The organism is Neobacillus notoginsengisoli, from assembly GCF_003515685.1.
Lineage (GTDB): Bacteria > Bacillota > Bacilli > Bacillales > Cytobacillaceae > Bacillus_D > Bacillus_D notoginsengisoli.
The window spans coordinates 39,818-50,838 of sequence record NZ_QWEG01000022.1 but is presented as its reverse complement, the minus strand read 5'-3'; the positions used below and the strand labels follow the sequence as shown (position 1 = coordinate 50,838).

The window sequence follows — 11,021 nt, the reverse complement described above, 5'->3', positions numbered from 1 at the left end:
TCAAGATGAGATTTCCCTCGAGCGTAAGCTGGTAAGATCCCTGAAAGACGATCAGGTTGATAGGTCAGAGGTGGAAGCGCGGCGACGCGTGGAGCTGACTGATACTAATCGATCGAGGACTTAACCAAATAGAAAAGCGGAAGTGTCCGTTTAGCGGCGTATGGACTGGAGCGCTTCGACTGAGATAAAGGAAACACGAAGAGCGTGAGCGATTCGATGTTGACTTATCATAGGGAGAAGAGCGAAGTACACTAGGCGCTGGACGCTGTAGCTAGACAAATATATTTTATCATTCGTTCTTCGAACTTCTTCTTGCATTATCCAGTTTTGAGGGAATGAACCTCAAACCAAATAGTCCGGTAGTAATGGCGAGAAGGCCACACCCGTTCCCATCCCGAACACGGAAGTTAAGCTTCTCAGCGCCGATGGTAGTTGGGGCCTTGCCCCTGTGAGAGTAGGACACTGCCGGGCTGTACAATTTTATATATTTTATCGTCGCGGGGTGGAGCAGTCTGGTAGCTCGTCGGGCTCATAACCCGAAGGTCGCAGGTTCAAATCCTGCCCCCGCAATCATTTGGTCCGGTAGTTCAGTTGGTTAGAATGCCTGCCTGTCACGCAGGAGGTCGCGGGTTCGAGTCCCGTCCGGACCGCCATTTACTTTAATAGTTTGATAATGAAAAACGAAACATAGTTTCGTCTTTTTTTATTTCTTTTTATTACTACAGTTCTTATTGGGCTGTAGTATTTTGTTTTTTATGAAGAAAATATATTAAAATTTATTCATTGTCCGAAGACGCCTCAAGTTCGGAGAGATAATCATGAATCCAGCCTCAGTCTCTTTGAAGTTAAAGGCCCTCCGGTCACTAAAGAACAGTTTAGTGACCGAAGAACAATGAACATCCGGTCCTTCGGTCACTAAAGAACGGTTTAGTAACCGAAGAGCAATGAACATCCGGTCCTTCGGTCACTAAAGAACAGTTTAGTGACCGAAGAGCAAAGAACAGCCGGTCCTTCGGTCACTAAAGAACGGTTTATTAACCGAAGAGCAATGAAGTTACACCAAGTTCGGACAAAAAATCATGGTCCAGCCTCAGTCTGTCCGAAGTTCCCTCAAGTTCAGACAAAGACTAATGAATCCCATCCAATAATCAACCTTTTTTGCCCATTCCCTAAAAATCATGTAAACTACATACATGTAAACCGGCAAACCAAAGGAGCGATCCTAAGGGTTTTTGCACACTTATCCTTTATACAGGTGATTGAATGAAAACATATGACTTTATTACCTCTACATCAGAGGAGACAATACAATTTGCCGAAAGGCTTGGCAGGCTTCTTCAGCCCGGGGATGTTCTCACGTTGGAAGGGGATCTCGGTGCGGGAAAGACTACTTTTACGAAGGGCTTGGCCCTGGGGCTGGAGATTAAACGGATAGTGAACAGCCCAACCTTTACGATTATAAAAGAATACCATGGCAGGCTGCCATTGTACCACATGGACGTGTACAGGGTTTCAGATGAAGGTGAAGACCTAGGCTTTGATGAATATTTTGATGGTGAGGGAGTTACTGTGATAGAGTGGGCGCACCTGATTGGCGAGCAGCTGCCTGTAAGCAGGCTGGACATTCATTTATATCATGAACCAGATAATCGCAGAAGGCTCGTTTTTAAGCCGAAGGGCAGCAGGTATGAGCAATTATGTGAGGAGTTTTTTCATGAAGATCTTAGCAATTGACACATCCAATTATCCGCTCGGAGTTGCTGTTACTGATGGGGACAGGGTGATTGCCGAATATATGACCAATCTGAAAAGGAACCATTCGCTTAGGATTATGCCGGCAATTGAAACAGCCTTAAAGGAAGCGGAACTGGAGCCTTCCGATTTAAAGAAAATTGTCGTGGCTGAGGGACCAGGTTCTTATACTGGAGTCAGAATTGGCGTGACGATTGCCAAGACAATGGCGTGGACATTAGGGATTCCACTTGTCGGGGTATCAAGCCTTGAAGTTTTGGCAATGCCGGGAAGATATTTTGCAGGAACCATTGCGCCGATTTTTGATGCGCGTCGGGGACAAGTCTATACGGGCCTCTACACGTTCGATAACGGCCAAATCAGCGCTGTTGAACCCGATCAGCTGACGATGCTCGAGGAGTGGGCAGCGATGCTTGCCAATCGGGGAGATAGGACATTGTTTATCGGAAATGATGTTGCCCTCCATAAAGAAAAAATTGAAGCCATCATGGGTGACAAAGCGGTTTTTGCCAGCCCGGCAGAAATGAATCCGAGGCCTTCCGAATTGGCTTTTCTTGGGAGGAATAAACAGGAGGCGAAGGTGCATTCTTTTGTTCCGAACTATATCAGGCTCGCTGAGGCGGAAGCAAAGTGGCTTGAGGCAAGGGGCGGGAGCCATGAGTAACCACGCTGCTGGAAAAAATGAAACGGTTACCTTCCGGTTCATGCGTGAGGAGGACATCGACCAGATTTTGATTGTGGAACGCGAATCATTTACTTTGCCATGGAGCAGGGAAGCTTTTCACAATGAATTGAACCATAATCAGTATGCTGTGTACATTGTTCTTGAAGAGGATGATCGAATTATTGGCTATGGCGGGGTCTGGGTTGTTTTGGATGAAGCGCATATTACGAATATTGCCATTCTGCCTGAATATCGCGGCAGGAAACTGGGCGAAGCTTTATTAAAAAAAGTGATGGATGTTTCAAAGGAAATGGGAGCAGAAACGGCAACTCTTGAAGTGAGGGTATCCAATACCCCTGCTCGGTCGTTATACAAGAAATACGGCTTCCAGGAAGGCGGACTCCGGAAGAAATACTATACCGATAACCAGGAAGATGGAATTGTGATGTGGGTGAAGCTATGAAAAAAGATCAATTGATTTTAGGAATTGAGACAAGCTGTGATGAAACAGCGGTTGCCATTGTCAAGAATGGCCAAGAAATTGCCGCCAACGTGGTTGCGTCTCAAATTGAAAGCCATAAACGCTTTGGAGGGGTTGTCCCTGAAATTGCGTCCAGGCATCATGTCGAGGAAATGACCATCGTACTTGAAGAGGCATTAAAACAGGCAGAGGTTACGATGAAAGATATTGACGCTGTTGCAGTTACCGAAGGGCCAGGCCTTGTCGGTGCATTGCTGATTGGTGTGAATGCAGCCAAGGCGCTCGCATTTGCCCATCAGAAGCCGCTTGTTCCCGTCCATCATATCGCAGGCCATATATATGCGAACAGGCTGATCACTGAGATGCAGTTCCCGCTTCTGGCTCTCGTTGTTTCAGGAGGGCATACCGAGCTGGTTTATATGAAAGAGCACGGCCATTTTGAAGTAATTGGTGAAACGCGTGATGACGCTGCAGGAGAAGCGTACGATAAGGTGGCCAGGGTGCTGAATATGCCTTATCCAGGCGGCCCCCATATTGACCGGCTTGCACAGGAAGGAGCCGCATCGATCCCTCTGCCGCGGGCCTGGCTTGAAGAGGACTCTTATGATTTCAGCTTTAGCGGATTAAAGTCCGCAGTTATTAACACAGTCCACAATGCGGAGCAACGTGGTGAAACAATTGCCCCTGAAGACTTGGCGGCAAGCTTTCAGGAAAGTGTCATAGAGGTATTAGTAGCGAAAACAGAGCGGGCAGTCCGCCAATACGGGGTTAAGCAAGTGTTGCTAGCCGGTGGTGTGGCAGCCAACAAAGGGTTAAGAAACGCCCTTAATAATACTTTTAGCAAAAGCGAAGAGGTAGAGCTTGTCATTCCGCCTTTATTCCTCTGTACGGATAATGCCGCGATGATTGCCGCGGCAGGCAGTGTGATGTTTGAAAAAGGGATTAGGGCAGACTTATCGTTAAATGCCAATCCTGGTTTGGAGATTGAAAAATATAACTAGTAATAGAGGGATGCTGGCAAAAATCAGCAACCCTCTTTTTTGTGGATAAGATTTTGAGAGGAAAAAGCTGAATTGTGGATAAGCACACGTGTTCTTGTTGATAATGTGGATAAAAACTTCAATACTTGTGGATAAAGTGGATAAGTCCGTTGATAACTGATATGAAAGGGATTCAGTTGTGTATAAAAATGTGGAAAAGCGCAGGGGTCTCCTGCGCTTTACTCAGCTAATTCTGCCCATTGTTCCAATAACTCATCTAACTCATTACGGGCTTGTTCATTTTCAGTGTTAATAAATAATACCCTTTCATGGTCCTGGTAAACCTCTGGCTCACAAAGAAGTGCCTCATTTGCTTCGATTAACTCCTCCAGCTCAGAAATTCGTGCCTCAACTTCTTCAAGCTTCCGTTTGCGTTGCCTTTCCAGCCGCTTTGATTCCTTATCCTGATAAAACGCATTTTTCGCAACAGGAATCTGAGTTGAAGCCTCCGAGGCTACCTTTTCAAATTCAGCCAGCTCAATCATTTCCTGTTTTTTTTCAAGGAAATAATCATAATCGCCAAGGTATTCGGTACAACCGATCCTTTCAAGCTCAAACACCTTTGTCGCAATCCTGTTGATAAAATAGCGGTCATGGGAGACGAACAGGATTGTTCCTGGATAATCAATCAAAGCGTTTTCGAGCACTTCCTTACTATCGAGGTCCAGATGGTTGGTCGGCTCGTCAAGGATCAGGAAGTTTGCCTTCTGAAGCATTAACTTTGCCAGGGCGAGCCGGGCTTTTTCCCCGCCGCTCAGTGTAGAAACTGGCTTAAGAACGTCATCTCCAGAAAAGAGGAAATTGCCGAGAACAGTCCGGATTTCCTTTTCGTTTTTCATCGGATAGTCATCCCATAATTCATTTAATACCCTCTTATTGGAACGAAGATTCGCTTGCTCCTGGTCATAATAGCCAATCGCAACATTAGTCCCATAGTGAATTTTGCCTGAAAAGGCTGGGAGGGTTTTAATGACTGTTTTAAGCAAAGTGGATTTGCCGATTCCATTCGGGCCAACCAGTGCGATGCTGTCACCTTTCGTGATGGCAAAAGAAATATTCTCCGCAATCGGTTCCTCGTATCCTATGGCAAGTGAATCTGCCTGCAAGACATCATTGCCGCTTTGCCGGTCAATATCAAATGAAAAAGATGCAGATTTTTCATCCCCAGAAGGGCGGTCCATCAAGTCCATCCGTTCCAGTTTCTTCCGCCGGCTCTGAGCCCGCTTTGTCGTTGAGGCGCGGGCAAGATTGCGCTGAATGAATTCCTGCAGCTTGGCTACTTCTTCTTGCTGTTTTTCAAACTGTTTTAATTCACGCTCAAAATTTTCCGCCTTTTGGACGAGGTAGGAGCTGTAATTTCCCGTATATTTAAGAATTTGGCGTCGTGACAACTCATATACATGGTTCACAACTTTGTCGAGAAAATAGCGGTCATGGGAAACAATCAGAATGGCCCCGCTGTAATTCTGTAAGTATTGTTCAAGCCATGAAAGTGTTTCGATATCCAGGTGGTTTGTCGGCTCGTCCAATATCAGGATGTCAGGTTTCCCGAGCAGCAGTTTTCCTAAGGCAAGGCGGGTCTTCTGGCCACCGCTTAAACTGGATATGCTCGTTGAATAATCAAAAGTATGGAAGTTCAGACCGTGGAGGACAGATCGGATATCAGCCTCGTATTGATAGCCGCCCATTTCCTTAAAGCGAACTTGGAGCTCATCGTATTCCTTAAGGACCCGTTCATACTTTGAGGGATTTTCCAACACTTCAGGATTGGCCATTTGCATTTCAAGCTCCCTGAGCGAAAATTCCAACTGCCTGACAGGTTCAAACACCTTCAGCATTTCATCCCAAATGGACAGGCTGGATTCAAGTCCTGTATTTTGTGCCAAGTAGCCAATGGTTACGTCTTTGGGCTTTATAATCTCGCCGCCATCATGGCTGATGTGGCCGGCGATAATTTTCAAGAGGGTGGACTTACCGGCACCGTTCCGGCCGACAAGAGCCGCCCTGTCCCGATTCTGAAGTTCAAGTTTTATATTCGACAAAATCTGGTCCGCACCATAATATTTTTCAAGTTGATTGACTTGAAGCAAAATCATTGTTTTCACCCCATTACTACTAAAGTGTAACGTATTCGGGAGAGAGCGGCAATCATGGAACCGAAGGCGGCGGTAAGAAGCCGGAGTGCACTTTTGCTAAAAAAATCACGGTTACAATAGAAAAAACATTAAAAACCACTAACAATTGTGAAGGAAGGAACAAAGGTCATACACATCCTTCTAAAAATAGTGTATGATTTTACTAATAAGACAAAGGGTGAGATATGCCCTGGAGGCGGCTGAAATTTATAGTTTCTGTTAAAATTGCTTTTCGAAAGGAGTTTAACGATGGCTGAATTTACACATTTTAATGAAGAAGGAAGGGCGAAAATGGTCGATGTCAGCGAGAAGGCTGAAACGGCCAGAACGGCCATTGCGTATTCCAGTATTCTTGTGAATGATGATATATATGAAAAAATTACAAATCATAGCATGAAAAAAGGGGATGTCCTAGCCGTGGCACAGGTTGCGGCGGTAATGGCAGCGAAAAAAACATGGGAAATCATCCCGATGTGCCATCCAATTCCTTTAACTGGGATTGATGTATCATTTAAATGGGAAAAAGAGGCGAAAGGCCATAAATTGCTAATCGCAGCTTCTGTTAAAACAAAGGGGAATACAGGGGTGGAAATGGAAGCGCTCACCGCCGCATCTGTTTGTGCATTGACTGTCTATGATATGTGCAAGGCTGTAGATAAAGGGATGATCATTGGCCCAACCTATCTGATGGAGAAGACAGGCGGTAAACATGGTGATTTTAAAAGAGATGCACGTTTGGATTAAAAGGGTTCGGAGTTAAGCGGCTAACTGGCCGGAGAACCAATTCTAAACAGGGGCAGGGGATCAATGGATGAGTGAGACAATGAAAATACCGCAGGCAACTGCCAAACGGCTGCCGCTTTATTACCGGTTTTTAAAGAATTTACATTCTTCGGGAAAACAACGAGTTTCATCCGCGGAACTAAGTGAGGCAGTAAAGGTGGATTCAGCCACAATCCGCAGAGACTTTTCTTACTTCGGTGCTCTTGGCAAAAAGGGCTATGGATATAATGTGAACTATTTGCTTGGCTTTTTTCGGAAAACACTTGACCAGGACGAGCTGACCAAAGTGGCCTTAATCGGTGTCGGGAATCTAGGGACTGCTTTCCTGAATTACAACTTCCTGAAAAACAATAATACGAAAATTGCTTTGGCATTTGATGTTGACTCGGACAAAGTCGGCACAAAAATCGGCGATGTTCCTGTCTACCATCTTGACGATCTTGAAAAGCATTTACTAGAGGAACAAATCTCGGTATCCATTTTGACTGTACCGTCTTCAGTGGCACAGCCAATTACGGACAGGCTTGTAAAATCGAATGTAAAAGGAATTTTAAATTTCACTCCAGCAAGGCTGAATGTACCCGGATCCATTCGGGTCCATCACATTGACCTGGCAGTTGAACTGCAATCGTTAATCTATTTTTTGAAAAACTATCCCGGAACCGATGTAAATGAGGATACTGCTGAAACAGAAAAGTGAGCCCGAGGCTCACTTTTTTAGACTTCGTTTTATTTTGAAATGAAAGCTGATCATCCTTATGCCTGCTCCAAGATCGAATGTTGCCAGGATCACAAGCAGATAGGAGAAGAAGCCCCAGCCTTCGGTTCTGACATTCCCGATCGCAAAGTATGTAAAAAGAACTCCGAGCAGGAGGTAAATGATGCCGGAAAACAACGGTGACTGCCTCATAAAAACCCTCCGATAAAGTTTTGCAGTTGTTCTGCTTGACGCAAGATTTTTTCAATATCCTCACGATAAATACTTTGCATTAGCACAACCAAAGTGTTCATCGCAACATGGGCAAAAATCGGAACAATAATCCGCTTTGTCTGTATATAAAGGAAAGCAAAAGTAAATCCGATTGCCGAGTATAAAAGAATATGTTCAAACTCCATATGTGCCGCAGCAAAAATGATAGAGCTGATTAATCCTGAGATAAAAAAGTTAAAACGTTTATAAAGACTCCCGAAAATGATTTTCCGAAAAACAATTTCCTCTAGGATAGGACCGATGACAGAGCTGATGAAGATAACTGCCGGGAAGCTTTCAATCATCCGGAGGATATTTTGCGTATTTTCCGAACCCATTTCAATGCCCAGCATTCGCTCAATCGAGGCAGCTGAGGCCTGTGCGAAAAGAGCGAGAAAAATTCCGCCAATCGCCCAGCCAATTGTCTCGGGTAAATCAGCCTTATTCCTCTCTTTAAAAGAAAGGGACATTTCCTTACGCAAGAGAAATAAAATGATCAGGAATGCTGAGAAAAAGCTGACAAGCAGCCAGGAATTCAATGCATTCATTTGCGCTTCTTGAAGGCTGCTCCCGGTTTTTACAAAAATAAAAGTCAAGAGCGGGACGCCTGCCAAGCTTGAAAGCTGCATAGCAATATAGACAATAAGGATCCATCCGTATTCCCGTTTCAAATTGACATACTCCTTTATGATTAACCAAACGAAACTTACTGTTAGTATCAGTACATTCCGTTTCCTCTATTCTGTGCCTTTCTTCATTCTACTCTTAACACGAAGGTTATTTCAATAGGAAGCGCTTTTTGTATATCTTTTGGCAAGGCGGTTATACTCTTAAGGTTCATTTCCACTTCTCTGGATTAGTCATTGCCCTTCGCTCCATTCAATATTTCTTTTTAAAAAATTCATGCTTCTCGCTTGCAAAAAAAAAGAGGATTTATTATTATAATAATTGTGTTAGCACTCGATGTGATAGAGTGCTAATAAAATTCTACATAACTTTTTTGAGGAGGTTGTTTGATTTGTTAAGACCACTTGGTGATCGCATTGTCATTGAGCTTGTTGAGTCTGAAGAAAAGACTGCCAGCGGCATCGTACTTCCTGATACAGCAAAAGAAAAGCCGCAGGAGGGCAAAGTTGTTGCAGTTGGCACTGGCCGTGTACTCGACAGCGGAGAACGAGTTGCCGTAGAGGTTTCTGAAGGCGACCGTATCATCTTCTCAAAATATGCCGGAACAGAAGTGAAGTACGAAGGACAGGAATACCTGATTCTCCGTGAAAGTGATATCCTAGCTGTTATCGGTAAATAATTGAATTAGTTTTGTTCATTTTAACAATTTGAGGAGGGTTTTAAATAATGGCAAAAGACATTATGTTCAGTGAAGACGCACGTCGCGCGATGCTTCGCGGTGTCGATGCACTTGCTAATGCTGTAAAAGTTACACTTGGGCCTAAAGGGCGCAACGTTGTTTTGGAAAAGAAATTCGGTTCGCCGCTTATTACAAATGATGGTGTAACGATTGCGAAAGAAATTGAACTTGAAGATGCATTTGAAAACATGGGTGCAAAGCTTGTTGCTGAAGTTGCAAGCAAAACAAATGATGTTGCTGGTGACGGTACGACTACTGCGACAGTCCTAGCACAGGCAATGATCCGTGAGGGCCTAAAAAACGTAACCGCAGGCGCTAACCCAATGGTTCTCCGCAAAGGGATCGAGAAAGCTACAAGGGTTGCTCTTGAAGAATTAAAGACAATTTCCAAACCGATTGAAGGGAAAGATTCAATCGCCCAAGTTGCTGCTATTTCAGCTGACAACGAGGAGGTTGGCCAACTAATTGCAGAAGCTATGGAGCGCGTTGGCAACGACGGCGTCATCACAATTGAGGAATCCAAAGGCTTCGCAACTGAATTGGATGTTGTAGAAGGTATGCAGTTCGACCGTGGCTATGCTTCCCCATACATGATCACTGATTCCGATAAAATGGAAGCTGTTCTTGATAACCCATACATCCTGATTACGGACAAGAAAATTGCCAGCATTCAGGAAGTTCTTCCTGTTCTTGAGCAGGTTGTCCAACAGGGCAAGCCACTCTTACTCATTGCTGAGGATGTTGAAGGTGAAGCACTTGCTACATTGGTTGTAAACAAGCTTCGCGGAACATTCAACGCTGTTGCTGTTAAAGCACCTGGTTTCGGTGACCGCCGTAAAGCGATGCTGGAAGACATTGCTACACTAACTGGAGCTGAAGTCATCACTGAAGAGCTTGGCCGTGACCTGAAATCTGCTACAATCGACTCACTCGGACGCGCTTCCAAGGTTGTTGTTTCAAAAGAGAATACAACAATCGTTGAAGGTGCAGGAGATTCCGCTGCCATTGCTGCACGCGTAAACCAAATCCGCGTTCAGCTGGAAGAAACCACTTCCGAGTTTGATCGTGAAAAGCTTCAGGAGCGCCTTGCAAAACTTGCTGGCGGCGTAGCTGTCATCAAGGTTGGAGCTGCTACTGAAACTGAACTGAAAGAGCGCAAACTTCGTATCGAAGACGCCCTGAACTCCACACGCGCTGCTGTTGAGGAAGGAATCGTTTCCGGTGGGGGCGTTGCCCTTCTAAACGTATACAGTAAAGTTGCTGAAATCCAGGCTGAAGGTGACGAGGCAACTGGTGTGAAGCTTGTGCTTCGCGCAATGGAAGAGCCTGTCCGGACAATTGCCCAAAACGCAGGCCTTGAAGGCTCTGTCATCGTTGAGCGCCTGAAGAGTGAAGAACTTGGCACTGGCTTCAACGCTGCAACCGGCGAGTGGGTAAACATGATCGAAGCCGGTATCGTTGACCCGACTAAGGTTACACGTTCCGCACTTCAAAATGCGGCCTCCGTTGCGGCTATGTTCCTGACAACAGAAGCAGTCGTTGCTGACAAGCCAGAACCAGCTGGTGCAGGCGGCGGAATGCCTGACATGGGCGGAATGGGCGGAATGGGCGGCATGATGTAATAAACATCATTTAAACCTTATGTATCAAGGTTTTTGAGGGTTTATAGATTGGTTTGTCCTCCTAATTGTCCTCCTTTCGCTAAATTTTGATAAATTTTAAAGCCATTAGCAGTTGTGTAACTGTTGATGGCTTTTTCTTTTCAAATATTTATTCAATTCCGTCTTGGTTTCCAGTATAATGGTAGATAGGAAAAAAAGGAACGTTTTG

11 protein-coding genes, 2 tRNA genes and 2 rRNA genes are annotated in these 11,021 nt (G+C 44.9%); 12 read left to right on the top strand and 3 right to left on the bottom strand.

Features of this window, described 5'->3' with window-relative positions:
- From D1B31_RS22215 to tsaD, 8 genes are all read left to right on the top strand, one after another.
- A 23S ribosomal RNA gene (locus tag D1B31_RS22215) occupies positions 1–128 on the top strand; the annotation flags it as partial.
- Positions 129–355: 227 nt separating this feature from the next.
- A 5S ribosomal RNA gene (gene rrf / locus D1B31_RS22210) occupies positions 356–471 on the top strand.
- Positions 472–496: 25 nt separating this feature from the next.
- Positions 497–570 (top strand) — tRNA-Met (locus D1B31_RS22205).
- A 6-nt stretch (positions 571–576) separates the two neighbouring features.
- Positions 577–653: transfer RNA gene (locus tag D1B31_RS22200), tRNA-Asp, on the top strand.
- Between the two features lie 610 nt (positions 654–1,263).
- Positions 1,264–1,734 (top strand): tRNA (adenosine(37)-N6)-threonylcarbamoyltransferase complex ATPase subunit type 1 TsaE, encoded by a 471-nt coding sequence (gene tsaE, locus D1B31_RS22195; protein ID WP_118924611.1) that lies wholly within the window; start codon positions 1,264–1,266, stop codon positions 1,732–1,734.
- Positions 1,715–2,416 (top strand): tRNA (adenosine(37)-N6)-threonylcarbamoyltransferase complex dimerization subunit type 1 TsaB, encoded by a 702-nt coding sequence (tsaB, locus tag D1B31_RS22190; protein ID WP_118924609.1) that lies wholly within the window; start codon positions 1,715–1,717, stop codon positions 2,414–2,416. Before tsaE ends, tsaB begins: the two co-directional genes overlap by 20 nt.
- The gene (gene rimI, locus D1B31_RS22185) at positions 2,409–2,879 is read left to right on the top strand and encodes a ribosomal protein S18-alanine N-acetyltransferase (protein WP_240035391.1); all 471 of its coding nucleotides are present in this window, start codon (positions 2,409–2,411) and stop codon (positions 2,877–2,879) included. Before tsaB ends, rimI begins: the two co-directional genes overlap by 8 nt.
- Positions 2,876–3,898: a tRNA (adenosine(37)-N6)-threonylcarbamoyltransferase complex transferase subunit TsaD gene (gene tsaD, locus D1B31_RS22180; RefSeq protein WP_118924606.1), complete on the top strand. Its 1,023-nt coding sequence runs from the start codon at positions 2,876–2,878 to the stop codon at positions 3,896–3,898. The genes rimI and tsaD overlap by 4 nt, the downstream gene beginning before the upstream one ends.
- A gap of 218 nt (positions 3,899–4,116) precedes the next feature.
- Here the strand turns inward: tsaD and D1B31_RS22175 are convergent, their stop codons facing one another.
- The gene (locus D1B31_RS22175) at positions 4,117–6,033 is read right to left on the bottom strand and encodes an ABC-F family ATP-binding cassette domain-containing protein (protein WP_118924604.1); all 1,917 of its coding nucleotides are present in this window, start codon (positions 6,031–6,033) and stop codon (positions 4,117–4,119) included.
- A 288-nt stretch (positions 6,034–6,321) separates the two neighbouring features.
- Between D1B31_RS22175 and moaC the strand changes: the two genes are divergently transcribed.
- Together moaC and D1B31_RS22165 are read left to right on the top strand one after the other, a co-directional pair.
- The gene (gene moaC, locus D1B31_RS22170) at positions 6,322–6,816 is read left to right on the top strand and encodes a cyclic pyranopterin monophosphate synthase MoaC (protein WP_118924602.1); all 495 of its coding nucleotides are present in this window, start codon (positions 6,322–6,324) and stop codon (positions 6,814–6,816) included.
- 67 nt (positions 6,817–6,883) lie between these two features.
- Positions 6,884–7,555 carry a redox-sensing transcriptional repressor Rex gene (locus D1B31_RS22165; RefSeq protein ID WP_118924600.1) on the top strand — a complete coding sequence of 224 codons (672 nt, stop codon included), beginning with the start codon at positions 6,884–6,886 and terminating at the stop codon, positions 7,553–7,555.
- A 9-nt stretch (positions 7,556–7,564) separates the two neighbouring features.
- On the opposite strand, the gene D1B31_RS22160 is transcribed toward D1B31_RS22165, so the two are convergent.
- Positions 7,565–7,765 carry a YdiK family protein gene (locus D1B31_RS22160; protein WP_118924598.1) on the bottom strand — a complete coding sequence of 67 codons (201 nt, stop codon included), beginning with the start codon at positions 7,763–7,765 and terminating at the stop codon, positions 7,565–7,567.
- Positions 7,762–8,496, bottom strand: a complete 735-nt coding sequence (locus D1B31_RS22155; RefSeq protein WP_118924596.1) for a CPBP family intramembrane glutamic endopeptidase — start codon at positions 8,494–8,496, stop codon at positions 7,762–7,764. The genes D1B31_RS22160 and D1B31_RS22155 overlap by 4 nt, the downstream gene beginning before the upstream one ends.
- A gap of 347 nt (positions 8,497–8,843) precedes the next feature.
- On the opposite strand from D1B31_RS22155, the gene groES reads away from it, so the two are divergent.
- Both groES and groL read left to right on the top strand, forming a co-directional pair.
- Positions 8,844–9,131: a co-chaperone GroES gene (gene groES, locus D1B31_RS22150; protein ID WP_118924594.1), complete on the top strand. Its 288-nt coding sequence runs from the start codon at positions 8,844–8,846 to the stop codon at positions 9,129–9,131.
- Positions 9,132–9,178: 47 nt separating this feature from the next.
- Positions 9,179–10,813, top strand: a complete 1,635-nt coding sequence (gene groL, locus D1B31_RS22145) for a chaperonin GroEL (RefSeq protein ID WP_118924592.1) — start codon at positions 9,179–9,181, stop codon at positions 10,811–10,813.
- Positions 10,814–11,021: the final 208 nt, after the last annotated feature.

Excerpts from the sequence above, each read along its gene's own strand:
- tsaE (WP_118924611.1), top strand. The coding sequence starts at position 1,264 with ATGAAAACATATGACTTTATTACCTCTACATCAGAGGAGACAATACAA.
- tsaB (WP_118924609.1), top strand. The coding sequence starts at position 1,715 with ATGAAGATCTTAGCAATTGACACATCCAATTATCCGCTCGGAGTTGCT.
- rimI (WP_240035391.1), top strand. The coding sequence starts at position 2,409 with ATGAGTAACCACGCTGCTGGAAAAAATGAAACGGTTACCTTCCGGTTC.
- tsaD (WP_118924606.1), top strand. The coding sequence starts at position 2,876 with ATGAAAAAAGATCAATTGATTTTAGGAATTGAGACAAGCTGTGATGAA.
- D1B31_RS22175 (WP_118924604.1), bottom strand. The coding sequence starts at position 6,033 with ATGATTTTGCTTCAAGTCAATCAACTTGAAAAATATTATGGTGCGGAC.
- moaC (WP_118924602.1), top strand. The coding sequence starts at position 6,322 with ATGGCTGAATTTACACATTTTAATGAAGAAGGAAGGGCGAAAATGGTC.
- D1B31_RS22165 (WP_118924600.1), top strand. The coding sequence starts at position 6,884 with ATGAGTGAGACAATGAAAATACCGCAGGCAACTGCCAAACGGCTGCCG.
- D1B31_RS22160 (WP_118924598.1), bottom strand. The coding sequence starts at position 7,765 with ATGAGGCAGTCACCGTTGTTTTCCGGCATCATTTACCTCCTGCTCGGA.
- groL (WP_118924592.1), top strand. The coding sequence starts at position 9,179 with ATGGCAAAAGACATTATGTTCAGTGAAGACGCACGTCGCGCGATGCTT.